This is a genomic window from Novosphingobium sp. BL-S-32 (assembly GCF_056857055.1).
Genome location: NZ_CM166477.1, coordinates 171,519 through 197,531 on the forward strand (window position 1 = coordinate 171,519; position 26,013 = coordinate 197,531).

Genomic DNA, 26,013 nt, shown 5'->3' on the forward strand with positions numbered 1-26,013 from the left:
TCCCGATCTTTTTCTAGGAATGGAGCAGCGTTCAGACGCGCTCGATGATAGCGGCGGTCCCAAGACCATTGGCCGCGCACAGCGTGATGAGGCCGGTTTCGGCGTCGCGGCGTTCCAATTCGTCGAGCACGGTGCCGAGGATCATCGCGCCGGTGGCGCCGAGCGGATGTCCCATGGCGATCGCGCCGCCGTTCACGTTGATCCGGTCGTCGGGAATGTCCATGTCGCGCTGGAAGCGCATAACTACGCTGGCGAAGGCCTCGTTGAGTTCCCAGAGGTCGATGTCCTTGGGCATCATTCCTCCGGCCCGCAAAGCCTTGCGCGAGACCTCCGCAGGGGCCGTCAGCATGATCGTCGGTTCAGAACCGATATTGGCATAGGAACGAACGCGCCCGCGGGGCTTGAGGCCCGCTTTCTCGCCGAACGCCCGTGAGCCGACCAGGACGAGCCCGGAACCGTCGACAATACCGGAGCTGTTGCCGCCGTGATGGACGTAGTCGAGGTCCTCGATCTCGGGGTACCGCGCTTTCGCGACAGCTTCGAAGCCGGCTTTCCCGAAGCCTTCGAATGCGGGCTTGAGCTTTGCCAGGCTCTCCAGCGTGGTGCCCGGACGCATGTGCTCATCATGATCGAGCACGACCTCGCCCAGCACGTCCTTCACTGGCACGATGGAATTTCGAAAATAGCCGTTTTCCCAGGCACGGGCCGCCTTGCGCTGGCTCTCGACCGCGAAACGGTCGACATCCTCGCGGGTGTAGCCGTCCAGCGTCGCGATGATGTCCGCGCCGATGCCCTGCGGCGCATAATAGTTGCCGAATGCAACTGCCGGGTCCGACGTCCAGGCACCGGAATCATAGCCCATGACCGTTCGGCTCATGGATTCAACGCCGCCCCCGATGCCGGCCTGGACCATGCCGGAATGGACCTGGGCCGCGATGAGACTGACAGCATCGAGGCCAGTCGCGCAAAATCGGTGAATCTGCTGGCCAGCCACCGATTGCGCATAGCCGGCTTGAAGAACTGCCGCGCGCGCCAGGACCCCGCCCTGCTCGCCGACCGGCTGCGCCATGCCAATGATAACGTCATCGAGCAAGGCGGTGTCGAGTGCGTTGCGCTCCTGCAAGGCCTTGAGCAGCTGTGTCGCCATTTCGACCGAAGTGATCTCATGCAGCGCGCCATCGGGCCGGCCCTTGCCGCGCGGCGTGCGAACATGATCGTAGATATAGGCTTCCATCGTCATTTCCCGGCCAGTGATCGGTGTTTTCGTGATCCTGCTCTTGGGTCTGGCCAGCCTGTCCGCACCTATCCAACGAAAGGCGCAGGATCGCGGGTTCGCTGCAATCTCGCACTCATCGAGCAGGGACGAACTTTGAGGACGAGCTTTTGTGAGCATGACGGGTGAAGACGACGCCGCAATTCGCATCACCGCGACGACGTTGGGTGATCACCTCTTGGCGGGGTGGGACAAGGGCAAGAACAGGGAGGCCCTGGTTTTTCCGGGCGAACGCAAGAGTTATGACGAAGTCGTGGCCAGTGTTCTGCGCCGCGCGAGGGGGCTAAGGGCGCTCGGGATTCGGCGGGGCGACCATGTCGGCATCTTGCTGCCGTCCAGCATCGAATTCGTCGAAACGCTTTTCGCAAATGCGATGTGCGGTGCCGTCTCGGTTCTCATGAATGCCCGCTACAAGGCACCAGAGATGGCGTACGTGTCGGAGAACGCCGACCTTGCAGCCATCGTCACAAACGATCTTGTCTCTGAACACGTCGACTTCGGTGCGCGGCTTTACGAGGCGTTTGCAGACCTGGCGAGTGCCGACAATCCAGCTCGCCTGTCACTTGCCGCGGCACCGAAGCTTTCCCGCATCATCATGCTTGGCGGTCGTTCGGTTCCCGGCTTCATCGACCAGGCGATGTTCGATGAAGCCGCCGAACAGGTCAGCGAAGACGAGATCCATGCGGCGCGCCTCACTGTTCGCGTGCGTGATACCGCGATGATTCTGTACACCTCCGGCACTTCGGCCAATCCCAAGGGCTGTCTGCTAAGCCATGAAGCCGTGACGCGCGAGGCGAACAACCTGGCGCACTATCGCTGGGCCTTCCAGCCCGGCGAGCGAGCATGGTCGCCGCTGCCGCTTTTCCATATCGCCGCAATGCTCTGCATGCTGGGCGCGATGGAGGTAGGTGGTACCTTCATCGGACAGCCGCATTTCGACGCCGGAGAAAGCCTGCGCCAGATCGAGCAGGAGCGCGTGACGATGATGTTCCTGCCCTTCGTCACATTTCATCAGGCAATGATCGCGCATCCCGATTGGGAAACGTCAGATCTTTCCTCGGTCAGGCTCCAGAACAGCTGCTTTGCCTTCATGCCCGACCGGGTCGGTCAGGCGTACCGGGAGAAGGCTCCCGGCATGTTGCAGGTGGGGACCATGGGCATGACGGAGGCTACAGGAATCGTGACCACCGGCGGCTACGGGATGGAGCCGGAAATGGGCTTCAGAAAGCTCGGTTATCCGCTCGCCGGCATCGAAATGAAAATCATCGACCCTGAAACAGGCTTGGAGAAAGCCGTCGACGAACGGGGCGAGATATTGATCCGCGGTTACAATCTGTTCGACGGATACTACAAAGATCCTGAGAAGACGGCCCAAACGCTCGACAGCGAGGGCTGGTATCACAGCGCCGACATCGGCTCGATCGATGCGCACGGCCATGTGATGTTTCACGGCAGGTTCAAGGACATGCTCAAGGTGGGCGGCGAGAACGTCGCGGCGGCAGAAGTCGAAGCGGTCCTGGCCGCGCATCCGGCTGTTCGTCTTGCCCAGGTCGTTGGCCTGCCGGACGAGCGGCTGGCCGAAATCCCGGCAGCCTACATCGAGCGGGACGGCGACGTGATTGTCGAGCCGGAGGAATTGATCGCCTTTACCAAGGCGCGCCTTGCCTCGTTCAAGGTGCCCCGGCACATCCGGTTCATCGACGAATGGCCGATGTCGGCATCGAAGATACAGAAGTTCAAGCTGCGCAGCGCGTTGATGGACGAGCTTGGTCTCAAGGACTGATTAGGCGCTGCGCGCAAAGGGAGAATGGAATGCGTGTGGTCATTACTGGTGCAGCCAGCGGCATCGGCCGGGCCTGTGCTGAACTGCTGGCGGCGGGACAAGTGTTGCCCGGCGTGCACTCAATGCTCCTGGCCGACAGGGACGAGGCCAATCTTGGAGCAGTGACGGGCCAAATTGGGGGGGCGACAGGGGGCTGCGTCGTTGACCTTGCCGAGCCCGACAGCGGCGATCGCATCGTCGAGGCTGCACTCGCCCACATGGGCGGTATCGATGCAGTCATCAGCAATGCGGGCATCATCATGGGCGGCGCTCTTGTCGACCAGCCGCTTGCCGACTTCGACCGGATCTTCGCGATAAACACTCGCTCCACCTGGCTGCTAGCAAAGGCCGCGCATCCACACCTGCGAGCCAGCAAGGGTGCCTTCATTGCAACAGGCTCGATGTCGGGCACCCAGCCCACGCCGGGGCTCGGATTTTATTCGTGCAGCAAGGCGGCGCTTTTGATGCTGATCCGGCAACTCTGCATTGAGTGGGGTCCCGATGGCATCCGCTGCAATACCGTCTCTCCCGGTCCTACCTACACGCCGATGACGGCCGCCGGCTACGGTGACAAGACGCGCCGGGAAGAGCGGGAAGCCAGTATACCTTTGCGTAAACTCGGTCTGGCCGAGGATGTCGCCAACGCCATCCTGTTCCTCGCCAGTCCGCAGGCCAGCCACATCAGCGGTATCGATGTGCTTGTCGACGGCGGCATGAGCAACATGCTGATGCCGGCCAGCGGGGGCGGCACGGGCCAGCAAAGGCAACGCTGAAATGGTGTCAGGCGGCCTTGTCATCCAGGAAACGCAGGTTCGCCTCACCCGCCGGGTCGGTCTGTCCATCGATCAGAAGCCTGGCTGTTGCCTCGAGATGGCTCCTGAGGAGAGCGACGGCCCGATCCGCATCCCTGGCAAGCGTGGCTTCGACAATTTCGGCATGCTCATGCACCAGATCCCGCTCGCCGGTTGCGAGCGGAACCGTGAGGTAGCGATATCGTTCGGATTGAGCGTAGAGCCATTCGCGCATGCGCAGCAACCATGGGCTGTCGCAAGCATCGACGAGGGCATGATGGAAGTCGCCATGGGCCTCGGCGTAGTCCTCATTGAGCCGCTCCGGCATGGCGGGATCGCGTGTCGGCGTCTTGCTGAGACGGTGGGCAGCACTCACGATCGTCGATTCCCAATCGAGGCCGCCGCGTTCGATGGCGCGGCGAAGACACTGTCCCTCAATGTCACTCCTCACCATGACGAGGTCTGTCAGATCGGCGATGGAAATCGGCGCTGCCCGAAAGCCTCGCGCATCGTCAAGGACGACGAACCCTTCAGACGTCAGGCGCGACAAGGCCTCTCGGACTGCACCGAGACTGAACCCCAGGTTGTCCGACACGTCTTTGATGTTGATCCGCTCCCCCGGCACAAGGCGGCAGGTCAGGAGATTGTCCCGCAGCCGGCGATAGGCCTGCTCGGTGAGGCTGAGCTTTTTTGTCATCCCAGTCTCCATAGCAGCAACGAAATCCAAGGTAAACGCTAGAGGTATATTTGAGTACTTAGAATATATTTCAGATTGACGAGCCGACCGAGCCACCCCACGGTGCCTGAGTTTGGAAAAGGATCGAATCATGCGCTTGGCAAAAGTTTCGAAGGACGGTCGCATCGGCGTTGCGGTGGACACTGGCTCCGGCATCAAGGCGATTTTCGGCGACGCGGCACTCTACGATCTGGACGACCTTGTCGCTCAGGGCGGCGAAGCGCTCGCAAAGGCGGGCGGCAAAGTCCTGGCCCAGGGAGAGAGCGTCGCGCAAGACGACCTTGAATTTCTGCCGCCGCTTATCAAGGCGCCGAAAATCCTGTGCCTTGGTCTCAACTACAAGGATCACGCTGCCGAAGGCGGCTTCCAGGTTCCCGAATTCCCGACAGTTTTCGGACGGTTCAATTCGAGCCTGATCGGCCACGGCGCGCCGATCATCAAGCCGGCCACATCGGACCAGCTCGATTACGAGGCTGAAATGGTCGCAATCGTCGGCAAGGGCGGAAAGAACATCGGAAAGGAAGACGCGCTGTCCCACATCGTCGCTTACTCGGTGTTCAATGACGGCTCCGTGCGCGACTATCAGCTCAAGACGCCGCAATGGACCGTGGGCAAGAATTTCGACGATACCGGTGCCTTCGGCCCATGGCTGGTCACGGCCGATGAACTGCCCGCGGGCGGCGCTGGGCTCAAGATCGAGACCAGGCTGAACGGGCAGGTCGTTCAGAGCGCCAATACCTCTGACATGGTCTTCGACGTTGTCGATACGGTGTCCTTGCTTTCCACATGCTTCACGCTGGAAGCAGGCGACGTGCTGGTCATGGGCACGCCGTCGGGCATCGGACTTGCCCGCAATCCTCCGCTCTTCATGAAGGACGGGGATGTGTGCGAAGTGGAGATCGAAAAAATCGGCTTGCTGGTCAATCCCATCAAGGCAGCGTGATTTCGGGCCGAGCGATGCGCCAGAACATCGCTCGGCCGCCATGGAGGACAGGATGAACGAGAAAAGCATCGCCAGTCGCCGCGCCAATGTACTTGGTGTCCATTCCATCGATCACTTTGCGGTGGAAGTGCCCGACCTCGACGAGGCACGACGCTTCTACACGCTCTTCGGTCTGGACGTGCGCGAGGCGGATGGCCGGCTCGAACTCTATGCGCAGGGTCATCCGCACAGGTGGGCAGTCCTCAGCCAGGCAGGCGATGCCAAGCGGCTGCGTTATCTCAGCTTCGGGATATTCGCGGATGAGGAGGAGACGTTTCGCGGCCACCTCGAGCGCGCCGGTGTGGAATTCATCCCGGCACCTGACAACGCAGAAGCCAAGGGTATCTGGTTCAGAGGTTTCGACGGCCTTCCCATCAACGTGCGCGTTGCGGAAAAGGCGACGCCTGCCGAAAAAAGCCGCTTCAGCTTCACGAGTTCAGAACCCGGCAAGTCCGGCGCAATTCCCAACAGCAAGGCACCCAAGGTCCACCCCCGCCGTCTTTCGCACTTTGCGATCTTCACCACCGACGTGAACGCCGCGATCGACTTTTATGAGCGGACGCTTGGCCTGCGGCTGTCCGACAAGAGCGAGCCCGCTGTTGCCTTTCTCCATGGTGTCCATGGGAGCGATCACCACTTGCTCGCACTCGTGCTTTCCGACCGCCGCGGTATGCATCACAACAGCTGGGACGTGGGTTCCGTCATGGAAGTGGGTCTCGGCGGCGCAAGCATGGCGCGCGCCGGCTACGGACCCAACTGGGGCCTCGGCCAGCACGTGCTGGGTGCGAACTACTTCTACTACGTGCGCGATCCTTGGGGCAGCTTCAGCGAGTATTCCGCCGACATCGATTTCATTCCTGCGGATGTGGACTGGCCCTCGGCCAACCACGCCCCTGACGACAGCATGTTCCTTTGGGGGCCGGACCCCTTCCCCGAATTTATCCAGAACACCGAACCAGCGGAGGCCTGATTGCCATGACCACATTCGTTCTTCTTCACGGCGGCGGCATGGGCGGCTGGACCTGGAAATACGTCCGGGAGATTCTCGAAGCGCAAGGGCACAAGGTCTACACACCGACCTTTACCGGCTTTGGCGAGCGCAGCCATCTCATCGGCCGCGATGTGGGCAACGAGACCCACGTGCGCGACATCGTCAACGTCTTCAAATTCGAAGATCTGCATGACGTCGTGCTGGTAGCGCACAGCTATGCAGGCACCGTGGCGCCGGGTATCATAGCAGAGGTGGGCGACCGCATCGCCAGCATCATCTACCTCGACGCCATTATCGCCCATTCGGGCGAGCGCATCGCCTCGCTGATGGGTTATGTACCCGAGGAACAAGTCGCACAGCTCGATGCATTGCTTGAAGCCGGCGAGGGACCGATCGGTTCAGGCGTCGACGAGATGCAGCGTGCGGCTGCCAAGGAGCATCCGCACCTCATGGATCCCGCACGGGAAAAGTGGCTGCTCGACAACCTTTCTGACCAGCCGATGAAGGCGACAGCGGGCGCCATCGCCAAGGGCAGCGAAACCATCGCAAGACCGGTGGACTATATCGCTGCCGCCGTCACCGTGATGACGGCGATGCACGAGCGCGCGCGCGCGCTCGGCTGGAACATTCACGAACATCCCGGCGACCATGCTCTGCTGGTGGGCGATCCCGAAGGTACCACCGGCCTGATCCTCAAAATCGCCGGATTGAAGGTAGACGCATGAACCCCGCAGAACTGTTCTCGGTGAAGGACCGCATCGCCGTCGTGACGGGTGGCTCCGGCGGCATCGGGCGCCATATAGCGACCGGCTTCGCGGCCGCCGGCGCCAAGGTTTATATCTGCGCGCGGACCGAAGCCAAAGTGCTCGATGCGGCCAGGGAAATCAGCACCTCGACCGGGGGTCAGTGCATCGGGCTAACCGCTGATGTCTCATCCCTGGAGGGAGTGGACGCTCTCGTCGCCCGCGTGAGTGAAGCCGAGAATGCGCTTCATATCCTGGTCAACAATGCCGGTGCGATGGCCGAGGCGCCTATCGACGATTACAGCGAGCAGGATTGGGACCTGGTCATGGATCTCAACCTGAAGGCACCGTTCTTCCTGCTTCAGAAATTTCTCCCTCTACTGCGCGCCGGCGGGACAAAGGAACGGCCGGCATCCCTCATCAACATCGGCTCGGTAGGCGCTCTCAAGGTCGGTCCGAAGGAGAACTACGCCTACCAGGCATCCAAAGGCGCGATCCACTGGCTGGCAAAGGGTCTCGCGAAACGACTGGGCCGCGATAACATCACGGCCAATGTGATCGCACCCGGCTTCTTCGAGACGGAGATGACCGTCATCACGTCCGACGAGATGAGAAAAATGGTCGAAGGCATGGTGCCGCGCGGGCGCACGGGTACTGCGGAAGACCTCGCGGGCGCCGCTATCTACCTGGCCTCACGCGCCGGAGCATACGTGACAGGATCGGTCATTCCGGTCGAAGGTGGATTGTCGATCTGATATGACCCAGCCCCATTTCATCGCCATCGGCGGCACCATGCGCGCCATGTCATCGACCGAACGCGCCTTGCGCAAGGCGCTAGCAATCGCGCAGGAGCGCGGCGCGCGCACTACCATCCTTTCGGGCGAGGACATCAATTTCCCCCCGTATGCACCGGAAAACCAGGAGCGCTCCGACGCAGCACGGCGTTACGTCGAACTGCTTCGGACCGCCGATGGCATCATCATCGGTTCGCCGGGCTATCACGGTGCGATATCGGGCTTCGTCAAGAACGCGCTCGACTACGTCGAGGATACGAACCGGGACAGTCGCTGCTATTTCGACGGCCTGCCGGTCGGCGCAATCGCCACGGCTGCTGGCTGGCAGGCTGCGGTTGGAACGCTCCAGCAGCTTCGCAGCATAACCCATGCCCTGCGCGGTTGGCCCACACCTCTCGGGGTTGCGATCAACACGGTCGGAACCGAGGGAGATCCCATCGAACAGGCGGGCGTCACCAGCCAGCTTACCATGATGATGGACCAGATGTTTCGCTTCCACGCAGGGCCGACCCTATAGGACGATAGGTTCTGAGCGCACCGGATGGGTGCCAATTGGGAGCGCAAGAGAACAGGAAGAACAATGGATTTTTCGCTCACCGACGAGCAGCAGGCCTTCCGTGACGTGGTGCGCCGATGGGTCGATGCAGAAGCCCCGAAGGACTGGATGCGTACGCTCGAAGCCGACGAGGAAAACTACCCTTACGCGCTTTGGGACAAGCTGGCAGAGCAAGGCTTTTTCGGCATCGGCATCCCGGAAGAATATGACGGGCTTGGCGGCGACGTCATGATGCAGATGATCTTCGCCCGCGAGTTTGCCCGCACCGCGGGGGGGCTGCTCTGGGTGTGGGGCCTTACCTCGTTCGGAGGCGCCAAGACGATCGGCGCGGTGGGAACCGAAGAGCAGAAGAACCGCTGGCTGAGGCCGATGGCGCAGGGCAAGCTTCGCGTCTCGCTGTCGATGACCGAACCCGATGGCGGGACCGATGTTCTGGGCGCGATGAAGACTTACGCGGACAAGGTCGAGGGCGGCTGGAGGTTGAAGGGGGCCAAGATGTGGACGACGGCCGCCAAGGCGGCTGACCGGCTTCTTGTCCTCGCTCGGACGGATCGCAATGTCGAAAAGAAGCATCACGGCCTTACGATGTTCTTCGTCGATGCCAAATCTCCCGGCATCACCTGCTCGCTACTGCCCAAGCTTGGCATGCGGGCGATGGGTTCGTGCGAAGTCCATTACGACGATGTCTTCGTCCCGGATGAGGACGTGCTCGGGGAACCGGGGCAGGCGTGGTACGCAATGCTGCCGACGCTCAACAACGAGCGTATCATGGTCGGCGCGCAGTGCCTCGGTGCGATAGACGGCGTACTTGAAGACGCGCTCGACTACATGAAGCAGCGCAAGGCGTTCGGGGGCATCATCGGCCGCTTTCAGATCCTTCAACACTACGTCGCGGATATCGCCACCTGGCAAAAAACGACCGAATTGCTACTCAACAACGTCGCATGGATGCAAGCCAACGGCATGCCCTGCGGTGTCGAGGCGAACATGCTCAAGATGGTCGCCACTGAAAATGCAGTAAAAGCGGCCGATCTAGGCATCCAGATCCTGGGCGGCATGGGCTATTCCGCAGAGACGGACATGCAACGCTACTGGCGGGATCATCGGATCCTGAGAATGACGCCAATCAGCAACGAGATGGTTCGCAACACGATTGCCGAAAGCCTCGGGCTGCCCCGCTCTTTCTGAAGGAAATGGCCATGAGCGATCTCGACGATCTGCCCCCTGCCCCGGACGCTGCCGGCACCTCTCTTGACGGCAGCGCGATCTTCACGATCAGTGCCGAGGAAAACGCTGCGCTGTGCCGTTCGACCGGCATCGAGCCGGCGCCTGACGGCACTGCGCATCCGATCTACTACTACATCGCGACCCAGGTCGCGATGGGCAAGACGGTGGCCGGCGTATGCGAGGCCTGCGAATTCGACGTCGAGGACGGTCCGATGATGGGCTCGAGCGGCGTAACGTTCGACGCCCCTCTGAAGGTGGGCGAAAGCTACAGGGTCACCGGCGAAATCCTCGATCTTGTCCGCAAGCGCAGCCGCAAGCTCGGCGTCATGGACGTACTGACCTACCGGCTCCGTTTGCACCTGCTGGACGGCAACAAAGTGCTTGAAACCGACAACGTGTGGGTACTGCCCCGCAAGGAGTTTGCGGCATGACATACGACGTTGGAGACGAACTGCCTTCCTTCACCATCGAACGCGTCAGCTCCGATGCAATGAAGCAGTGGGCGGTCTTTCTCGCGGATCCCAATCCGATCCATCTCGACGTCGAAGTCGTAAAGGCGAAGGGCCTAGGCAACCGCGTCATCAACCAGGGGCCAATCAACGTGGCCTACATGATGAACATGCTCATGCGTGCCTTCCCCAACGGCCGGATTTCGAAGATGGATTCGCGCTTTCTGGACAATGTCTATGGCGAGGATCGCGCTGTCGTCACCGGCAAGGTCACGGCGATCGATGGAAGCACGGTCACTTGCGAATTCAAGCTCGACGTGGACGGGCGCGGTACCGTCAATTCCGGCACAGCAACAATAGAAATCTGAAGATTCTCCAGGAGAGAGATTATGCCTAGCGGACCTTTTGCCCACGTTTGCATGGTCGTACGCGACCTCGACACCGCCATCGAGAACTGGACCAAGATCCTGCGCGTTCTCGACCCTGCATCGCTGGAAGAGCGTATCGTCAAGTACGACGAATTCTCGAGCGGTGCGGATGCAGGCATGCGGTGGGCCACTTTCGTCAACAATGGCGGAACCGAAATCCAGTTCATCCAGCCCTCTCCGGGAACGCCAATGGGCGACCGCCTCGAAAAGGTCGGCGAGCACGTGCATCACTTCTGCTTTGCTACGGACGACGTACCGGGCGCGATGGAGAAGTTGGCCGCAGAAGGCATTCAGGTGCTTGGCGGCGGCAAGACCTACAACGACCCGGACATGACCTGGCAGAAATGGAGCTGGGTGGGCCCGAAGAGCACGCATGGCTGCCTTATCGAGGTCGCCTCGCCCTATGAGAGCAGGAACGACGGCAAGTGGCACCATGCGCCGGGCAAGTTCGCGTACAGCGGACCCGGTGAGCATCCTTCCTTTGCAGAACTGGTACCCCCGGTCGCGGCAGCCTGACCGGCAGACTTGCGCATGATCACCGCTTCCCGAACCACGTGGCCCGGTGACCATCTCGACATGGTAGCCGATGCCTTCGGCGACCCTGCTGCTCCTGCGGTGTGCTTCTTCCATGGCGGCGGCCAAAGCCGCCGCTCATGGACGCGTTCGGCACGGCGGACGGCGGAGGCCGGCTACTATGCACTTACGTTCGATTTGCGCGGGCATGGCGAGAGCGGCTGGGCGGCCGATGGCGACTATGAGCTGGAAGCCTACGGGCGCGATGTGGAAGCCATCGTCACCCGCCTCTCCAGGCCCGTTGCGCTGGTCGGCGCATCGCGAGGCGGGCAATCGGCACTGGTCGGCGGTTCGCGTCATCCCGATCTCGTCAGGCTCATCATGCTGGCGGACGTGGCGCCGCTGATCGTCGATGACGGCGTGGATGGCATTCGCGATTTCTTTCGCAGCAGCGACGCCGGCTTTGCGACGCTGGATGACGCAGCCGATGCTCTGCATCGCCATTTGGGCCAACCGCGCGTTGCCAATGTATCCGGGCTGGCCAAGTCGATGCGGAAGCAAGACGGCCGGCTGTTCTGGCATTGGGATCCGCGCACAACCGCACCCGAATTCCTGCATCCGCCTTCTGAACGCGCAGCCCTGTTCGCAGCGGCCGGCAGGGTGAAATCACCGGTCGTGCTGGTGAAGGCGCAGCTCAGCGAACTTGTCTCGGACGAGAGCGTTCGCCATTTCAAAAGCCTCACACCGCAATTGGAGGTCGAAATCGCCGAGGGTGTCGGTCACATGTTCACAGGCGACCAGAACGATGCCTTCGCAGCTCGACTGCTGCGCCATCTGGCCGAGTATCTGCCCTTATGAACCGGGGAGCCGCAATAGTCATTGGCGGAACCGGCGGCCTCGGAAGCGAGATATGCAGGCAGCTTGCGTCTGACTGGAACGGCGTCGCCATTGGATATCGTTCCAGCCAGGAGCGAGCCCTCGCAGTCGCCGAAACAATGGGCGGAAACGGCGGCACCCTCGCGGTGCGCTGCGACCTTTCTGACAATGCTTCGATCCAGGAGGCCATGCGCCGCACCGTAGAGCGGTTCGGAGCAATCGGGACCGTCGTTTACGCCAGCGGCGTCGAAATTCCGCAGCCATTCGTCAGTCAGATCGTCGAACAGCAATGGCGCGAAGTCATCGAGATCGAACTGATGGGTTTCACCCGCGTGGTTGCCCATGCCCTGCCGCACTTCCGGACGCAGGGCTTCGGCAATTTCGTCGCGGTCGTATCGGTTGCCAATTACTGCTTCCCCCCTGGCGATGCGCTTTCATCGGTTCCCAAAGCCGGTATCGAGGCTCTTTGCCGGGCTGTTGCGAAAGAAGAAGGGCGATACGGCATCAGGGCGAACATGGTCGCACCAGGCATCATCGATGCAGGGCTTGGCGCCGAATTTCTTTCAACTCTCTACACACCGGACATCTGGGAATCCCAGCGCAAGCGGATCGCGCTCCAGAGCTTTGGCAGCGCAGGCGATATCGCCAACGCCGTGGCCTTCCTCGCGTCGGCGCGTGCAGGTTACGTGACGGGTCAGACCCTCATCGTCGACGGCGGCTTCAGCCTCTGAAACAGGATAGCAACCGTGTCCAAATTAACGCTGTCGATACCCGTTGCACCCGCGATCGAATTCGCGCAGCCACTCACGGTTGCCGCTACGCTGGCCCTGCCCGAAACCGTGCCTTCAGATGCTCTCGACCTGCTCGTCTGCCTTCATGGCGCATCGTACAGTCGCTGGTACTGGGATGCACGGATTGACGGTCACCCCGGCTACAGCTTCATCGATTACTTCCTCTCCCAGGGAAAGGCCGTCCTCACCCTCGACGCGCTGGGCATGGGGGATAGTTCCAAGCCACTCGATGAAGGACTGCTAAATCCCCTGCTCGGCGCGCAGGCGCACCATCAGGCGCTTGCAAACATCCTGTGCCGGATCGACGCTGGAGATTTCGGCGCCGAACTTGCAGCGAAGCGCAAACGGATCAGCGGCATCGGTCACTCCATGGGCGGAATGCTCACGATCATTCAGCAGGCCTCGTTTCGCAGCTTCGATCAGGTTGCGATCCTTGGGTTCACCAATATCAGCCTCGATCTGCCGGACGAAGTGCGTGCAGATCTCGAAAAGCGGGTCGAAGGCAGTGGCTACAGTCAAGCGGATCGGGGTTCGATGCGCGCGAGTTTCCACGCCCCTGACGTGCCTAAAGCCGTCATTGCCGCCGACGATTCCCGCGCCTCGGTCACGCCCAACAGCTACGGCCGCCTGGCGATCGTGCCCGGCGGCGTGGCGGATGAGGCAGCAGCGATCGATGTTCCCGTCTATCTGCATTTCGGGGACATTGACGTCAGTCCGGATCCGCTTCTTGAGCCGTCGTTCTACGGCAAGTCGCGCCGTATCAGTCTGATGCCGCTCGCTGGTTCTGCGCATTGCCATAACTTCGCCTCGACGCGCAGCGACAGCTGGGCGAAACTCAACAGCTGGATCGATGAGATGGCCAAGCCGGGCGAATGAGACGCCAGCTGCTACTGCGAAACTCTCAGCGTTAAGGACGCCGATACCCCGAGGCACCCGAGAGACTCTCGTTAAACCCTTGGCGAGTTATGCCGCAAGTCCCGCTCTAAGATTGGGCCTTTTCACACCCCGACCGCCCGACAACGCAGGCGGCCGGGGCATGCTCGATCACTTGTAAGGATCGACCGGCTGAGGCACATCGATCACTTCGAGGTCCTTCAGCATCGAGAGCACGTCGGAGATCGAATAGATGTGGTCGATCTTGTCGCCGCGGAAACGCAGCCAGGAGAACCACAGGACGTTGAGTTCGTTTCCGGTCGGCTGAACACCCATGTAGGGACCGCCGGTGTGCTTGCCGTAGTGATGGCAGAGCACGCAGACCTCATCGTCGCCGCGACCCCATGCCTTCAAAGTCCGGTAAGTGCTGGGCGGGAACGTCTTGTAGAGGCCCTGCGGCGAGGTCTTCCAGATGTGGTAGGTGCCAAGATCCGGCCGGTTCGGATTGTCATACGTCATGGTGTCGGTGTTGAAGAAGGCATCCATGCCGTCCCAATCGCCCCGATTGATGACTTCGTGCAGGTCCATCCATTGCGTGACCATGAAAGCCTGCCGCTCAGTCAGTCCGGCTGTGATTTCGGCCCGCTTCTCCTTGGACAGGACGAAATCGGCTTCAGTGAACGGGGCCAGGCCCATCAGTAGTCTCCTTGCTTGATATCTGGCCCGCCCAACGCGCAGGCCGTAACCCGTCATCCCGATCCCCGCACCTGCTGCCACCTACCCAACGAAAGGCGGCCAAGACGAACGCCCGTGCGATCGCACCATATCGAACGGAGGAGAGGCCATGACCCTGAGCATGCAGGAAATGTCCGACAGGTTTGAGCTGCAGGACCTGATCGTGGGATATTGTTATGCCGTGGACAATCGCGATTGGGACGCGCTTGACGAGTTCTTCACGCAAGACGCGCTGATAGACTATTCAGAAATGGTGGGCGTGCGCGGCGGACTGACCGAGATCAAGCAATTCCTCGTGGAGGGGCTATCTCCCATTCTCGCCTACCAGCATGCAGTGTCGACCACAAAATACGCTATCGATGGCGATACGGCCCAGACCAAGACGGTATGCTACAATCCGATGACCGTCTCGCAGGGGCAATCGAGCGACACGCTCGTATTTGGCCTCTGGTATATTCACGATTTTATCCGGACCGAGCAGGGCTGGAAGATCAGCCGCCTTTACGAACAGAAATGCTACCGGATCAATGTCCCGGACTGGCTGGCTGAACAACTTCCGTCCTGAGTTCGCGCTCACTTTCCATCCTGAGACCCAAGGCGGTGACATGCGACGCCTATTCAATCATGCTTTCCTGGTGCTGCTGGGCGCAACAGGCGGTACCCTGACAGTCCTTGGCGCCCAGCTCGCCTTGCTGGGTGGATCGCCCTGGTATGTGCTGAGCGGCCTTGTCATGCTTGTCTGCGCAGTTCTGGGATGGCGGAGGGAAGCAAAGTCTGCGCTGCTCTATTGGGTATTTCTCGGTGTGAACTTATGCTGGGCGCTGTGGGAGTGCGGCCTCGATGGCTGGGCACTGGCGCCGCGGATCGCAATGCCGACTGTCATGGGTCTCTACATGCTGACAGGTTGGTACCGCCGGCATGTAGGCCAGCAGGCAGCCCTGCCCGGCGGCCGCCTACTTTGGCCTGGCCTCGCGGTAATCGGGATAGTCGGGATCGGGGCGGCGTTCTGGGCTGACCGCACACCTGCTGCCACAAGCACAGCTTGGGGACCGGCACCAGCAGCTTCGGAAGAAGGTGACTGGATTGCCTACGGCAACGACCGCGGAGGCTCGCGCTATTCACCGCTTGGTCAGATCACACCAGCAAACGTCGGCAATCTGAAACCCGTCTGGAGTTACCATACGGGCAAACTGACAAGCGGCAAGCAGGGCACGGCCTTTCAAACCAATCCCCTCAAGATCGGCGATCGCTTGTTCATTTGCGCGGGCAACAATGATGTAATCGCACTCGACCCTGAAACCGGCCGCCAGCTCTGGCGTCACTCGCCAAGGACAAACCTCGAAGGCGTTTACGGCCTTGTATGCCGCGGCGTGACATATTACCGCGTGCCCGGCGCGACGGGCACCTGCTCAGAACGTATCTATACCGCTACGCTGGATGCTCGGCTTTTGGCGCTCGATGCTGCCACGGGACAGTCCTGCGGCGCCTTCGGACAGAACGGCCAGGTGGATCTCACCAAGGGCCTTGGGTCCGTCGAAAAGGGCTATTACTTCGTCACTTCGCCCCCGGCGCTGGTTCGCGGACGGCTGGTCGTCGGCGGCTGGATCATCGACGGTCAGCGAACGCAGGAGCCTTCGGGCGTCATCCGCGCGTTCGATGCTGTTTCGGGCGAGTTTTCGTGGGCATTCGATATTGGCCGCCCGGACGATCACGGTTCACCGGAACCAGGCGCGACATTCACAAGAGGCACGCCGAATAGCTGGGCTCCGATGAGCTCCGATGAAGCTCTGGGGCTCGTCTATGTGCCAACCGGAAACGCAACGCCTGACTACTTCGGCGGCCACCGCACGGCGCTGGACGATCGCTACTCCAGCGCTGTTGTCGCACTTGACGCCCAGACAGGAGCAGTCCGCTGGTCGTTCCAGACGACACATCACGATCTTTGGGATTACGATGTTGCGGCGCAGCCTACTCTCTTCGACCTGCCCGGCGGCATCCATGGACTTGTACAACCCACAAAGCGGGGGCAGATCTTCGTCCTGGACCGCATGACGGGTAAACCCCTACTGCCGGTAATGGAACGCGCTGTTCCCCGCGGAGCGGTCGCCGGTGAGCGACTATCTCCCACCCAGCCCTTTTCCGCCGCGATGCCAAGTTTCGGCGGCCCGGCTCCCACGGAAAAGAGCATGTGGGGGCTCACGCCGATCGATCAGGCATTGTGCCGCATCCGCTTTCGGCAAGCCCGTTTCGAAGGCGAAATGACGCCCCTCTCGACAGACCACTTCACGATTACGTGGCCTGGCTACCTTGGGGGGATCGACTGGGGCGGTGTCTCCGTCGATGTGAGACGCGGCCTGATGATCGTCAACAACAACCAGGTCGCCAACTACAACCGCCTCATTTCCCGAGCGGAGGCGGATCGGCGCGGCATCAAGCCGATGAATGCAGCGCACATGAGCAATGTGGGAGGTCCAGCGGCTCAACAGGGCGTGCCTTACGCCGCGCAAATCGCACCCTTTCTTTCGCCGCTCGCGATCCCGTGTCAGCAGCCGCCCTATGGCAGGATCAACGCCGTCGATCTCAGAACCGGCAAGCTGGTATGGTCCCGTACCTTGGGCTCATCGCGCGACAGCGGGCCGCTGGCTCTGCCTTCGCTCGTACCGATACCTATGGGGGTGCCGAACATTGGCGGGTCTCTAACGACTTCGAGCGGCCTCACCTTCATCGGCGCGACTCAGGAGCACGTATTTCGCGCCCTTGCGACGGAAAGTGGGCAGGTGTTGTGGAAAGCACGGTTGCCAGCCGGCGGCAATGCATCGCCGACCACGTATTGGTCCCGGCCCAGCGGACGCCAATTTGTCGCCATCGCGGCCGGCGGCCATGCAGCCATGCTGTCTGGAACGAGTGACGAATTGATCGCCTATGCTCTGCCGACGAAATGATGGGCCAGATAAATCGTAAAAAATAGGGGCGTGTCCCCGCAAGCTCCTATCCTTGGACGGGCAAGTCGCCCCGATTACGCACTATCGTCGCAAGTAACAAAAACGGGAGGATGGAGCATGCCGACATCAGGCAGCCTGACGAGAACATCGCCTGTCGCGGCCGATGACGAGCGCGCAATCCGCAATCTGCTGCTGCGCTACGCGACCGGCATCGATACCCGGGACTGGCCCTTGTTTCGCTCCTGCTTCGCGAATGACTGCGAAGTGGATTACGGCAGCTTCGGTCAATGGCGCGGACCGCGCGAGATAACCGAGTACATGGAATCCGCGCATCGCAATCTGGGCGCGACGCTTCACCGCATAACCAATATCGTGGTCGAGAGCCGCAATAGCGAGATTCTGGCCCGCAGTTATGTGGACGCTGTGCTGACCGACCCGGCACCGGGCGGCAGCGCGACCCGAGCGGCCGGATTCTATGACGACTGCCTGATCCGCACGGCAGAAGGCTGGCGGATATCCCGCCGGAAATTCACGATGGTCAGAGCGGGTTTTTGATGGCGACGAACCGGCAGGTCAGGTTGCGCTCTCGTCCGGCAGGCATTGCCCAAGCCGAGCATTTCGAAATCCGCAGCGCTCCGGTGGACCGTCCCGGTCCGGGCCAGATACTTGTACAAAATCACTATCTCTCGGTCGAGCCCGCCATGCGCGGCTGGATCGCCGACGTCGGTAACTACGGAGACCAGGTGGCCCTGGGCTCGGTCATGCGCAGCCTCGCCTCAGGCCGTATCATCGAATCGAACCACGAACATTTCCAAGTTGGCGAATACGTCGCAGGATGGTTCGGGTGGCAGGATTTCGCTTGCGTAGCGGCCGATCAAATCCTTCAGAAGACCAGCGAAAAAGAGCTGCGCGCATCGCTCGGCATTTTGGGAATAAACGGCGTCACGGCCTATCTGGCCCTCACGCTTGTCGGGCAGCCGCGCGCCGGTGAAACCGTGTTGGTATCCACTGCCGCAGGCGCGGTTGGGTCCGCCGCGGGCCAGATTGCCAATATCCTTGGATGCCGCACGGTGGGTATTGCCGGGGGAGCAGACAAAGTGCGGCGCTGTGTCGAGGAGTTTGGATTCGAGGCTGCGATCGACTACCGCGGCCAGGACGTGGCCGCCACTTTGAGCCGCGTCGCGCCCCAGGGGATCCACGTCTATTTCGACAACGTCGCCGGCCCGATCAGCGACGCGGTAATGCCTCACCTCGCGCTCGGCGGCCGTGTCATCGTCTGCGGAACAGCGTCGCAGGACCGCTGGGCTCCGTGGCCCGATGGTCCGCGAGTGGAACGCCACCTTCTGGTCAAGCGGGCACGAATGGAAGGCTTCGTCGTCTTCGATCACATGGCCCGTTACGCCGCCGCTGTTGCGCAGCTGCGCGAGTGGACCGAGCAGGGCCTCCTGAGGTGGCGCGAGGAAATACTCGACGGGATTGAGAGCTGTCCGGATGCCCTTGCGGGCCTTTACCGTGGGGAAAACCACGGCAAGCGGTTGATCCGGCTGAAAGAGACAGGAGCGCACGAGTGACAGTAATGAACGCCCTTGAAGGTAAGGTCGCCATTATAACTGGGGCATCGTCGGGGATAGGCGCGGCCACTGCGCGAGCGCTAGCCGAGGCGGGCGCGAGGACAGTGCTGGTCGCCCGCCGCGCCGAACGCCTTGCCTCACTGGCGGGCGAACTCGGCGAGCATGCCTGTGTCCATTCAGCCGACATGGCGGATCCTGACGCCGCTCGGGCTTTGCACGACTTCGTTCTGGCTAAGTTCGGGCGACCCGACATTCTGGTCAATAATGCGGGCATTCTTCATGCGGCACCGATCGACGATTTCGATCTCGACCAGTTGCGACCGATGATGGCGCTCAATTACGAAGCAGTCGTTCGCACCAGTACTCTGTTTGCACGGACAATGAAATCGGCAGCCAGAGGGCAGATCATCAATATTTCGAGCATCGGCGCCAACATCGTTGCACCTGGTGTCGGTGTCTACGGCGGCCTGAAGCGAGCACTGGAGGGGTTCACCGATTGTTTGCGGGTCGAATTGGCCGGCACTGGAGTGAAAGTCGGTATCGTTTCGCCCGGCACGACCAGCACGGAAATATTCGAGGACATGAAGTCACGCGGACAGCCGGCCTGGGACAGTTTCATACCGCCGATGCAACCTGAAGATGTAGCAGATGCCGTGCGATATATGGCGGCTCAGCCCGAGCGCACCAACCTCGCCCGGATCCAGGTGTTTGCCGCCTGTGACACGCATTAGGCGTTAATCCAACGACCCGTAAGCTTCCAGCCGGAAGGGATTGACGCTCCCTCCCTTCCGCATCTTGCAAACCCACTGCGGGTCCATCAGTAGCGCCCTTCCCACCCCCACCAGGTCAAACTCACCCCTCGCCAAGCGCTCCGCCACAAGAAGTAGATTGTTGGTCATCACGGTCGGCTGGGCGAACGACGATTGCAGATCGCGCGAGAGGCCGACGCCGCCCACCGCTATTGTCGGCCGGCCCGTCAGCCGTTTTACCCATCCCGCCAAGCTGAGATCGGAGCCGTCGAATGCGGGCGCCGAGAACACCCGGGTGCTGACGTCAAACAGGTCCACGCCTGCCTCGGCAATCGGTGCCAGCAAGGATTCGAGCTCATCCGGGGTTTGCGCGTTTCGCGCATCGTAATCCTGCAATTTCCACTGCGAGTACCGGAACATGATCGGAAAATCTGGCGCCGTCGCGGCCCTCACCGCCCGGACCAACTCTGCCGCAAGCCTGGCGCGGTCTGGGAGTGCGCCTCCCCAACGGTCCGTTCGCAGGTTTGTCTCGCCCCAGAGAAAGCTGTCGATCAGGTAGCCGTGTGCGCCGTGCAGCGCGATGCCATCGAAGCCTGCGGCTTTCGCATTTGCCGCACTGCGTGCGAACCCGGCGATGATGTCGGCGATTTCGTTCTCTGTCAGCGGCGCGGTAGGCTCGCGAACCTGTTCGAGATATTCCGGGGGCACCATCGCCTTGTCGAGTGGGCCCCAGATGCCTGAGGGGCGCGCAGACGGCGCGTCGGGATGATAGCCGGTTCCCGGGACTCGGATGACGCCTTGGTGCCATAGCTGGGGAATGATCTTTCCCCCGGCCTCATGGACCCCGTCCACGACCGCGCGCCACCGCGCAAGCGCGGCCTCGCCATGCATGATCGGCGAGGCTCCGCCCCCCATTGTCTCCCTGCCGACGGCAGCAGGATGATCCACCCCGATGCCTTCCGTGACGATAAGACCTACTTCCGCTTCGGCACGGCGGCGGTAGTAGTCCGCCACACCCGCTGACGGAATCCCATCAGGCGAGAAATTTCGCGTCATCGGCGCCATTACGAAGCGGTTGGGCAGCGCTAGCGCCCCGACTTCACATGGCCTGAAAAGAATTTCGGTGCCGCTTGCCATAGTGCCGTGGATTCCCGCCCTGCCTGATTTCAAACACTGCTGCCTCAAGTCGGTCCGTCCTGAGACCTTCCCGGCGACAGGTTCGCTCCGAGGGCGAATCAGGATTCTTGTACCACCGACCGAGCCCTTATCAGGCGTCGACCACTGCGAGCGCGGCCTGCGGACATGCTTCGGCGCCTTCGCGTGCCAGCTCTTCCAGGCCGTCCGGCACGATCTCGTCGTCCACGTATACGATGCCGTTGGCGTCGAGTTTGTACACCGCGGGGCAGATTTCGGCGCAGACGCCGTATCCGCAGCATGCGGCCTTATCGATCACCACTTTCAGCTTCTGACTCATAGTCCTCTCCTTTTTTCGGATTATTACAGCTTGAACAGATTTCGTTCAATATGTATAACGCGATCAAACACGGATTTTCCAAGGAGAGGAAGATGCTGCACCACCCTGGGTTGACACTCAGCGACGGGACGACGCTCGACAATCTCATCGACCGCGAGATGAACGAAGTGTCGCTGCGTGTGATGAACGACAAGGAATTGTACGAGCTGGAAATGGAGCGCATCTTCGCGCGAACCTGGCTCCTGCTGGGCCATGAGTCCGAGATTCCCAAGGCCGGCGATTACGTCATGCGCGATATGGCCGAGGACAATGTCATCGTCTCGCGCGACCGTAGCGGCGAAATTCACGTCATGCTCAACGTGTGTCCGCATCGCGGCATGAAGGTCTGCACAGCCGAGGCGGGCAATGCCCATGCCCACCGCTGCATCTACCATGGCTGGGCCTTCCGACCCGATGGCAGCTTTATCGGCGCCCCGATCGAAAAGGAACAGATGCACGGCAACAAGCGCCAGAAGGAAGAACTCGGGCTCAAGAAGGCCCGCGTCCATCTGTACGGCGGCCTCATCTTCGCAACGTGGAACGAGGATCTTTCGTTCGACGATTACCTCGGCGACGCGAAGTTCTATCTCGATCAGCTGTTCTGCCGTACCGATAACGGGCTTGAAATGCTCGGCCCGCCGCAGCGCTTCGTGCTGCCCTGCAATTGGAAGATCCCTGGCGAACAGTCGGGATCCGACGGCTTCCATACTCTGACGCTGCACCGCTCGCTTATGGAAGGCGGGATCATGGGCGGTACTGCCGAATCGATCTACGATACGGCGCCCGGCATGTACGGTGTCGATATCTCTGTTCCGCAAGGCCATACCCTGCGCTGTCTGGAAGCGGCCCAAACCTTCAAGATGTTTGCGGATGTCAGTTTTGAAGGGAAGTCGACCGAAGAGCGCCTTCATCTACTTTCGCCGCCCGGCATCACCAAGGACCTGATCCCTCAGCTCTTCAAGAATCTGACGGAGGATCAGGTCAACCAGTTAGCGACGATCCCCCCGCAAGTCGGCGGCATGTTCCCCAACGTGCTGATCGCATTCATCTTTGCGCCTCGCACCGATGGCGGCGCGTCAGGCGCGCTGTCGCTGCACACCTATGTTCCCAAGGGGCCGGACAGGGTCGAATTCGTGAACTTCATTTTCGCGGAGAAGGACGCACCTGAGGACGTGAAGCGCGATATGCTGCAGAACGCCATCTGGTCGACCGGTACTTCCGGAACGATCGAGCAGGACGACGCCGATACCTGGCCGCAGATCATGCGCAATGCACGCGGCCACATGAGCAAGACCATCACGCTCAAGTACCAGGCGCTTCACGGCCACGAGCGGCCGGAAGGCTGGGTGGGAGGCGGCGATCTCTATCCCGGCTTCACCAAGGACGACACGCAGTGGGCCTGGTGGATGGCTTACTACAATCTGATGGCCGAAGCCTGAGACTGGGAGGATCACGACATGGTGAACTACGCCACGGCCGCAATCGACAAGACTGGAGTGATGCGCGGTCTTGTTTCCACCAAGCGGGTACCGCTCGGTTCGGAGGTCTACAACCGCATTCTGGAAACGCTCTATGACGAAGCGGCTGCGCTCGACGAGCGGCGCTTCGACGACTGGGTCGCCTTCCTTGCGGAGGATTTGATCTATACGGCACCGCTGCGTCTCACGCGAAATGGCCCCAACAAGGACCGTGACGTCGTACGGACGATGAAGCATTTCGACGAGAATTACGGGTCGATCCTCATGCGCACCGGTCGTCTCTCGAAGAGCGCCTGGGCAGAAGACCCGCCCTCGCGCACGCGACGGTTCGTCACTAATGTGCGGATCGCCGAGAGCGAGAAGAGCGGCGAATATGAAGTGGTCAGCTACCTCTTCGTCGAGCGCAGCCGCTTCGACAATCCGGAGAACGAGACGCTTACCGCGGAGCGCCGGGACGTCTGGCATCTTGTGGATGGCAACTACAAGCTGTCCGTAAGGGAGATCATTGTCGACCAGTCCACGCTGGGAATGTCCAATCTTGCGATCTTCCTCTGATCGGACGGGCACGGTGACGTCATCCCCGCACATCGTCGTCATCGGGAGCGGCCTCGCCGGCTACGGCGTCCTGCGGGAGCTACGCAAGCTCGCGCCGCACTCCCGGTTGACCCTGGTGACGCAGGACGATGGCCACTTCTATTCCAAACCGGCGCTGTCCACCGCACTGGCCAAGGGCAAAATGCCCGACGCCCTGATTACCACGCCGGGTGAGAAAATGGCGGCTCAGCTCCGAATTGATCTGCGCGCGGGACGCCTCGTCGAGGCCATAGATCGGCAGGACAAGGCCGTACTGACAACTGGCGGGCCGATCTTCTACGACAAACTGATCCTCGCGCTTGGAGCAGATCCTGTGCGGCCGCCGATCGATGGCGACGCGGCCCACCGGGCTCTTGCGGTCAACAATCTCGACAATTACCGCGAGTTTCGCGAGCGGCTGCCCGCTGGCGGGCGAGTGCTGGTCATGGGCGGCGGACTTGTCGGAACTGAGTTTGCGAACGATCTTTCTGCCGCAGGCTATTTTCCGGTAGTCGTGGACATGCTGCTCCATCCTTTGGCTCAGCTGGTACCCAGCGGGGTCGGTGATCGAATCCGTGATGCGCTGGCTACCAAGGGCGTCGAATGGCACCTAGGCAGCAAGATCACGGCCATCCACAAGTCTCCAAGCGGGGTTCGCGCGCAGCTCGACAGCGGCATGGTCATTGAAGCCGTTGCGGTGCTTTCAGCGGTGGGTCTTCGCCCTCATGTCGCGCTGGCATGTGAGGCGGGGCTGGAGACCGGCCGGGGCATTACTGTCGACCAGACCGGGCGGACCTCCGATCCCGACATCTACGCTATCGGCGACTGCGCGGAATATCCGCAAGGCCTCGCAGCCTATGTAACACCGATCATGTCGGCAGCGCGCGCCATCGCTCCCAGTGCGCTCGGAACACCTACGAATATCCACTTTCCGCCGCTCTCGGTGCAGGTCAAGACCACAGCCTACCCGGTGGTGCTGCTTCCGGCTCCGATCGGCGTTGCCGGGCGGTGGGAGGAAGCGGCCAACGACGAGCGGGGGCTCAAGTATCTGTTCCGCGACAACGACAAGAACGTGCGGGGCTACGTTTTTACGCAGGACTATTGCCAGGAACGCATGGAAATGGACCGCGCGCTGGGCGAACAATTTGCAGGAGAAGCTGCTTGACTGGGTTGGTTCAGGGCAAGATCGCGATCGTCACGGGCGGGGCAAAAGGGCTGGGCTACGGCATCAGCCGCTGTCTGGCGCGTGAGGGCGCCGATATCCTCATTACCGGGCGCGACGGCGCGGCGGCGGAAGCGGTTGCGGCCGAGATAAGCCAGGAGTTCGGAACCCGCGCCATGGGCCTTTCGGCGGACATGGGAATCAAGGACGACGTCGAAGGCATGATCGAGCGGGTCGTCTCCGAGTTCGGAGGCCTCGACATCCTGATCAACAATGCCTCGCAGCTGTCTGCCAACGTGTTGCTGGAACAGAAGACCGATGAGATGCTCCAGCGCACTCTCGAGATCGGTACTTGGGGAACCTGGTGGGCCATGCGAGCCGCCTTCCCGCACATGAAGGCACGCGGCGGCGGCTCGATCGTCAATTTCTACTCGATCGACGCCCAGACGGGTGCATGGCTTCATGCCGACTACAACATGAACAAGGGGGCGATCCTGGGCCTGACCCGCACCGCTGCGGTTGAATGGGGCCGGTTCAACATCAGGACCAATGCGATCGCACCGACAGGGATGGGCCAGGTGTTCGCGCAGCTGGCAGAGGACGTGCCCGGCTTCCTTGAAATGGCAACAGCAAGTAATCCGCTCAAGCGCGCGGGCGATCCCGAGAAGGACATCGGACCGGTCGTGCTCTTCCTCGCTTCGGAAATGTCGCGTTTCGTCAATGGCGAGCTGATCAATGTCGATGGCGGTCAGCATCTGCCCGGCTATGTAAGCGTTCCGCACAACCTTGCCGAAATGGAAGCTCAAACATGAAACTGACGCCGCACACCGACTGGAGCGAAGTCGTCGCCACCGACAGCACGGGCAGCGTCCAGAAGATCATGGACGGTACACTGCGCGCGATCGCAACAATTGGCACGCGGCGACTGTCGATGAGTGACATCAGCGAAAGCAGCGGGGTGTCGCGCGGGACCCTCTATCGTCATTTCGCGTCCAAGGAAGAAGTGCTCGCGGCAGTCAGCGAATACATCTGCAGCAGTTTCGAAAAGGGCATTGTCGAGGCTGGCGAAGGCATTCCCGATCCGATCGAGCGGTTCCGTGCCGTCATGAAATTCTTCGGCCGTTTTACGATCGAGCGGTCGCCGGAACGGATCTTCGAAGTCGAACCTGCCTTTCACCTGAGTTTCCTGCGCAGCCATTTCGGCCGTCACAAGGCCGCCGTGCAACGCGCTCTCGAACCCGTGCTCGACTATTTCGAAGGACTGACCGGAAATACCATAGACCGGGACACATTCTGCGACACGCTCGTTCGCCTGCAGCTTAGCACGCTGATCATTCCGGCCACTGGTGAATGGCTGGAACTCTGGAACGGTTCTCCCGATCGGCTGCACGAAATCGCAATGCAAATCGCCGGCCACCAAGCCGAAAATACGAGAGGATGATTTC

29 protein-coding genes are annotated in these 26,013 nt (G+C 61.2%); 24 read left to right on the top strand and 5 right to left on the bottom strand.

What is annotated here, in order from left to right; genetic code table 11:
* Nucleotides 1-31: 31 nt before the first annotated feature.
* Nucleotides 32-1,234, bottom strand: coding sequence for an acetyl-CoA C-acetyltransferase (locus AC1VVK_RS17665; protein ID WP_482906121.1), 1,203 nt, complete (start codon nt 1,232-1,234; stop codon nt 32-34).
* 157 nt (nt 1,235-1,391) lie between these two features.
* Here AC1VVK_RS17665 and AC1VVK_RS17670 point away from each other — a divergent pair, with 157 nt between their 5' ends.
* Nucleotides 1,392-3,056 carry a class I adenylate-forming enzyme family protein gene (locus tag AC1VVK_RS17670; RefSeq protein WP_482906122.1) on the top strand — a complete coding sequence of 555 codons (1,665 nt, stop codon included), beginning with the start codon at nt 1,392-1,394 and terminating at the stop codon, nt 3,054-3,056.
* 29 nt (nt 3,057-3,085) lie between these two features.
* Nucleotides 3,086-3,868, top strand: a complete 783-nt coding sequence (locus tag AC1VVK_RS17675) for an SDR family NAD(P)-dependent oxidoreductase (protein WP_443478707.1) — start codon at nt 3,086-3,088, stop codon at nt 3,866-3,868.
* 7 nt (nt 3,869-3,875) lie between these two features.
* Here AC1VVK_RS17675 and AC1VVK_RS17680 read toward each other — a convergent pair whose 3' ends face one another.
* Nucleotides 3,876-4,613 (bottom strand): GntR family transcriptional regulator, encoded by a 738-nt coding sequence (locus AC1VVK_RS17680; protein ID WP_482906123.1) that lies wholly within the window; start codon nt 4,611-4,613, stop codon nt 3,876-3,878.
* Nucleotides 4,614-4,713: 100 nt separating this feature from the next.
* Here AC1VVK_RS17680 and AC1VVK_RS17685 point away from each other — a divergent pair, with 100 nt between their 5' ends.
* The 12 genes from AC1VVK_RS17685 to AC1VVK_RS17740 all read left to right on the top strand — a co-directional run bounded on the left by AC1VVK_RS17685 (nt 4,714) and on the right by AC1VVK_RS17740 (nt 13,848).
* Nucleotides 4,714-5,565, top strand: a complete 852-nt coding sequence (locus tag AC1VVK_RS17685) for a fumarylacetoacetate hydrolase family protein (protein WP_133085045.1) — start codon at nt 4,714-4,716, stop codon at nt 5,563-5,565.
* Between the two features lie 52 nt (nt 5,566-5,617).
* On the top strand, nt 5,618-6,574 hold the full coding sequence (locus tag AC1VVK_RS17690; RefSeq protein ID WP_443478705.1) for a VOC family protein: 957 nt from the start codon (nt 5,618-5,620) through the stop codon (nt 6,572-6,574).
* A gap of 5 nt (nt 6,575-6,579) precedes the next feature.
* The gene (locus tag AC1VVK_RS17695) at nt 6,580-7,320 is read left to right on the top strand and encodes an alpha/beta fold hydrolase (protein ID WP_395335249.1); all 741 of its coding nucleotides are present in this window, start codon (nt 6,580-6,582) and stop codon (nt 7,318-7,320) included.
* Nucleotides 7,317-8,093: an SDR family oxidoreductase gene (locus AC1VVK_RS17700; protein WP_482906124.1), complete on the top strand. Its 777-nt coding sequence runs from the start codon at nt 7,317-7,319 to the stop codon at nt 8,091-8,093. Before AC1VVK_RS17695 ends, AC1VVK_RS17700 begins: the two co-directional genes overlap by 4 nt.
* A 1-nt stretch (nt 8,094) precedes the next feature.
* Nucleotides 8,095-8,649, top strand: a complete 555-nt coding sequence (locus AC1VVK_RS17705; protein WP_482906125.1) for an NADPH-dependent FMN reductase — start codon at nt 8,095-8,097, stop codon at nt 8,647-8,649.
* A 63-nt stretch (nt 8,650-8,712) separates the two neighbouring features.
* Complete coding sequence (locus AC1VVK_RS17710) at nt 8,713-9,876, top strand: acyl-CoA dehydrogenase family protein (RefSeq protein ID WP_133085040.1); 1,164 nt, start codon at nt 8,713-8,715, stop codon at nt 9,874-9,876.
* A gap of 11 nt (nt 9,877-9,887) precedes the next feature.
* Nucleotides 9,888-10,346, top strand: a complete 459-nt coding sequence (locus AC1VVK_RS17715; RefSeq protein ID WP_482906126.1) for a hypothetical protein — start codon at nt 9,888-9,890, stop codon at nt 10,344-10,346.
* A complete protein-coding gene (locus tag AC1VVK_RS17720) occupies nt 10,343-10,732 on the top strand; it encodes a MaoC family dehydratase (protein ID WP_133085038.1) in 390 nt (129 codons plus the stop codon). The genes AC1VVK_RS17715 and AC1VVK_RS17720 overlap by 4 nt, the downstream gene beginning before the upstream one ends.
* Nucleotides 10,733-10,753: 21 nt before the next feature.
* Complete coding sequence (locus AC1VVK_RS17725; RefSeq protein ID WP_482906127.1) at nt 10,754-11,308, top strand: VOC family protein; 555 nt, start codon at nt 10,754-10,756, stop codon at nt 11,306-11,308.
* A 15-nt stretch (nt 11,309-11,323) separates the two neighbouring features.
* Nucleotides 11,324-12,163: an alpha/beta fold hydrolase gene (locus tag AC1VVK_RS17730; protein ID WP_482906128.1), complete on the top strand. Its 840-nt coding sequence runs from the start codon at nt 11,324-11,326 to the stop codon at nt 12,161-12,163.
* Nucleotides 12,160-12,912, top strand: coding sequence for an SDR family NAD(P)-dependent oxidoreductase (locus AC1VVK_RS17735; RefSeq protein WP_443478699.1), 753 nt, complete (start codon nt 12,160-12,162; stop codon nt 12,910-12,912). The genes AC1VVK_RS17730 and AC1VVK_RS17735 overlap by 4 nt, the downstream gene beginning before the upstream one ends.
* A 15-nt stretch (nt 12,913-12,927) precedes the next feature.
* Nucleotides 12,928-13,848, top strand: coding sequence for an alpha/beta fold hydrolase (locus tag AC1VVK_RS17740; RefSeq protein ID WP_482906129.1), 921 nt, complete (start codon nt 12,928-12,930; stop codon nt 13,846-13,848).
* A gap of 168 nt (nt 13,849-14,016) precedes the next feature.
* Here the strand turns inward: AC1VVK_RS17740 and AC1VVK_RS17745 are convergent, their stop codons facing one another.
* Complete coding sequence (locus AC1VVK_RS17745; protein ID WP_133085034.1) at nt 14,017-14,541, bottom strand: ester cyclase; 525 nt, start codon at nt 14,539-14,541, stop codon at nt 14,017-14,019.
* A gap of 148 nt (nt 14,542-14,689) precedes the next feature.
* Here AC1VVK_RS17745 and AC1VVK_RS17750 point away from each other — a divergent pair, with 148 nt between their 5' ends.
* The 5 genes from AC1VVK_RS17750 (at nt 14,690) to AC1VVK_RS17770 (ending at nt 19,824) form a co-directional block, all read left to right on the top strand.
* The gene (locus AC1VVK_RS17750) at nt 14,690-15,145 is read left to right on the top strand and encodes a nuclear transport factor 2 family protein (protein ID WP_482906130.1); all 456 of its coding nucleotides are present in this window, start codon (nt 14,690-14,692) and stop codon (nt 15,143-15,145) included.
* A 40-nt stretch (nt 15,146-15,185) separates the two neighbouring features.
* Nucleotides 15,186-17,522, top strand: coding sequence for a membrane-bound PQQ-dependent dehydrogenase, glucose/quinate/shikimate family (locus tag AC1VVK_RS17755; protein WP_482906131.1), 2,337 nt, complete (start codon nt 15,186-15,188; stop codon nt 17,520-17,522).
* A 117-nt stretch (nt 17,523-17,639) separates the two neighbouring features.
* The gene (locus AC1VVK_RS17760) at nt 17,640-18,077 is read left to right on the top strand and encodes a nuclear transport factor 2 family protein (RefSeq protein ID WP_133085031.1); all 438 of its coding nucleotides are present in this window, start codon (nt 17,640-17,642) and stop codon (nt 18,075-18,077) included.
* On the top strand, nt 18,077-19,093 hold the full coding sequence (locus AC1VVK_RS17765) for an NADP-dependent oxidoreductase (protein ID WP_482906132.1): 1,017 nt from the start codon (nt 18,077-18,079) through the stop codon (nt 19,091-19,093). Before AC1VVK_RS17760 ends, AC1VVK_RS17765 begins: the two co-directional genes overlap by 1 nt.
* 5 nt (nt 19,094-19,098) lie before the next feature.
* On the top strand, nt 19,099-19,824 hold the full coding sequence (locus AC1VVK_RS17770; protein WP_482906133.1) for an SDR family oxidoreductase: 726 nt from the start codon (nt 19,099-19,101) through the stop codon (nt 19,822-19,824).
* A 3-nt stretch (nt 19,825-19,827) separates the two neighbouring features.
* Here AC1VVK_RS17770 and AC1VVK_RS17775 read toward each other — a convergent pair whose 3' ends face one another.
* Both AC1VVK_RS17775 and AC1VVK_RS17780 read right to left on the bottom strand, forming a co-directional pair.
* Nucleotides 19,828-20,979, bottom strand: a complete 1,152-nt coding sequence (locus tag AC1VVK_RS17775) for an NADH:flavin oxidoreductase (protein WP_482906134.1) — start codon at nt 20,977-20,979, stop codon at nt 19,828-19,830.
* A gap of 130 nt (nt 20,980-21,109) precedes the next feature.
* Nucleotides 21,110-21,316, bottom strand: coding sequence for a ferredoxin (locus tag AC1VVK_RS17780; protein ID WP_133085027.1), 207 nt, complete (start codon nt 21,314-21,316; stop codon nt 21,110-21,112).
* 92 nt (nt 21,317-21,408) lie between these two features.
* Here AC1VVK_RS17780 and AC1VVK_RS17785 point away from each other — a divergent pair, with 92 nt between their 5' ends.
* The 5 genes from AC1VVK_RS17785 to AC1VVK_RS17805 are packed head-to-tail and all read left to right on the top strand — an operon-like array spanning nt 21,409 to nt 26,009.
* Entirely contained in the window at nt 21,409-22,794 is a 1,386-nt protein-coding gene (locus AC1VVK_RS17785) for an aromatic ring-hydroxylating dioxygenase subunit alpha (protein WP_133085026.1), read from the top strand.
* 18 nt (nt 22,795-22,812) lie between these two features.
* The gene (locus AC1VVK_RS17790; RefSeq protein ID WP_482906135.1) at nt 22,813-23,388 is read left to right on the top strand and encodes an aromatic-ring-hydroxylating dioxygenase subunit beta; all 576 of its coding nucleotides are present in this window, start codon (nt 22,813-22,815) and stop codon (nt 23,386-23,388) included.
* 13 nt (nt 23,389-23,401) lie between these two features.
* Nucleotides 23,402-24,571, top strand: coding sequence for an NAD(P)/FAD-dependent oxidoreductase (locus tag AC1VVK_RS17795; RefSeq protein ID WP_482906136.1), 1,170 nt, complete (start codon nt 23,402-23,404; stop codon nt 24,569-24,571).
* Nucleotides 24,568-25,380 (top strand): SDR family NAD(P)-dependent oxidoreductase, encoded by an 813-nt coding sequence (locus AC1VVK_RS17800; protein ID WP_133085023.1) that lies wholly within the window; start codon nt 24,568-24,570, stop codon nt 25,378-25,380. The genes AC1VVK_RS17795 and AC1VVK_RS17800 overlap by 4 nt, the downstream gene beginning before the upstream one ends.
* Nucleotides 25,377-26,009: a TetR/AcrR family transcriptional regulator gene (locus tag AC1VVK_RS17805; protein ID WP_133085022.1), complete on the top strand. Its 633-nt coding sequence runs from the start codon at nt 25,377-25,379 to the stop codon at nt 26,007-26,009. The genes AC1VVK_RS17800 and AC1VVK_RS17805 overlap by 4 nt, the downstream gene beginning before the upstream one ends.
* The last annotated feature ends 4 nt before the right edge of the window (nt 26,010-26,013 follow it).

Excerpts from the sequence above, each read along its gene's own strand:
- AC1VVK_RS17670 (WP_482906122.1), top strand. The coding sequence starts at position 1,392 with ATGACGGGTGAAGACGACGCCGCAATTCGCATCACCGCGACGACGTTG.
- AC1VVK_RS17750 (WP_482906130.1), top strand. The coding sequence starts at position 14,690 with ATGACCCTGAGCATGCAGGAAATGTCCGACAGGTTTGAGCTGCAGGAC.
- AC1VVK_RS17790 (WP_482906135.1), top strand. The coding sequence starts at position 22,813 with ATGGTGAACTACGCCACGGCCGCAATCGACAAGACTGGAGTGATGCGC.
- AC1VVK_RS17710 (WP_133085040.1), top strand. The coding sequence starts at position 8,713 with ATGGATTTTTCGCTCACCGACGAGCAGCAGGCCTTCCGTGACGTGGTG.
- AC1VVK_RS17675 (WP_443478707.1), top strand. The coding sequence starts at position 3,086 with ATGCGTGTGGTCATTACTGGTGCAGCCAGCGGCATCGGCCGGGCCTGT.
- AC1VVK_RS17730 (WP_482906128.1), top strand. The coding sequence starts at position 11,324 with ATGATCACCGCTTCCCGAACCACGTGGCCCGGTGACCATCTCGACATG.
- AC1VVK_RS17755 (WP_482906131.1), top strand. The coding sequence starts at position 15,186 with ATGCGACGCCTATTCAATCATGCTTTCCTGGTGCTGCTGGGCGCAACA.
- AC1VVK_RS17695 (WP_395335249.1), top strand. The coding sequence starts at position 6,580 with ATGACCACATTCGTTCTTCTTCACGGCGGCGGCATGGGCGGCTGGACC.
- AC1VVK_RS17780 (WP_133085027.1), bottom strand. The coding sequence starts at position 21,316 with ATGAGTCAGAAGCTGAAAGTGGTGATCGATAAGGCCGCATGCTGCGGA.
- AC1VVK_RS17760 (WP_133085031.1), top strand. The coding sequence starts at position 17,640 with ATGCCGACATCAGGCAGCCTGACGAGAACATCGCCTGTCGCGGCCGAT.
- AC1VVK_RS17685 (WP_133085045.1), top strand. The coding sequence starts at position 4,714 with ATGCGCTTGGCAAAAGTTTCGAAGGACGGTCGCATCGGCGTTGCGGTG.
- AC1VVK_RS17765 (WP_482906132.1), top strand. The coding sequence starts at position 18,077 with ATGGCGACGAACCGGCAGGTCAGGTTGCGCTCTCGTCCGGCAGGCATT.
- AC1VVK_RS17700 (WP_482906124.1), top strand. The coding sequence starts at position 7,317 with ATGAACCCCGCAGAACTGTTCTCGGTGAAGGACCGCATCGCCGTCGTG.
- AC1VVK_RS17805 (WP_133085022.1), top strand. The coding sequence starts at position 25,377 with ATGAAACTGACGCCGCACACCGACTGGAGCGAAGTCGTCGCCACCGAC.
- AC1VVK_RS17745 (WP_133085034.1), bottom strand. The coding sequence starts at position 14,541 with ATGGGCCTGGCCCCGTTCACTGAAGCCGATTTCGTCCTGTCCAAGGAG.
- AC1VVK_RS17770 (WP_482906133.1), top strand. The coding sequence starts at position 19,099 with ATGAACGCCCTTGAAGGTAAGGTCGCCATTATAACTGGGGCATCGTCG.
- AC1VVK_RS17705 (WP_482906125.1), top strand. The coding sequence starts at position 8,095 with ATGACCCAGCCCCATTTCATCGCCATCGGCGGCACCATGCGCGCCATG.
- AC1VVK_RS17715 (WP_482906126.1), top strand. The coding sequence starts at position 9,888 with ATGAGCGATCTCGACGATCTGCCCCCTGCCCCGGACGCTGCCGGCACC.
- AC1VVK_RS17725 (WP_482906127.1), top strand. The coding sequence starts at position 10,754 with ATGCCTAGCGGACCTTTTGCCCACGTTTGCATGGTCGTACGCGACCTC.
- AC1VVK_RS17735 (WP_443478699.1), top strand. The coding sequence starts at position 12,160 with ATGAACCGGGGAGCCGCAATAGTCATTGGCGGAACCGGCGGCCTCGGA.
- AC1VVK_RS17785 (WP_133085026.1), top strand. The coding sequence starts at position 21,409 with ATGCTGCACCACCCTGGGTTGACACTCAGCGACGGGACGACGCTCGAC.
- AC1VVK_RS17690 (WP_443478705.1), top strand. The coding sequence starts at position 5,618 with ATGAACGAGAAAAGCATCGCCAGTCGCCGCGCCAATGTACTTGGTGTC.
- AC1VVK_RS17720 (WP_133085038.1), top strand. The coding sequence starts at position 10,343 with ATGACATACGACGTTGGAGACGAACTGCCTTCCTTCACCATCGAACGC.
- AC1VVK_RS17665 (WP_482906121.1), bottom strand. The coding sequence starts at position 1,234 with ATGGAAGCCTATATCTACGATCATGTTCGCACGCCGCGCGGCAAGGGC.
- AC1VVK_RS17775 (WP_482906134.1), bottom strand. The coding sequence starts at position 20,979 with ATGGCAAGCGGCACCGAAATTCTTTTCAGGCCATGTGAAGTCGGGGCG.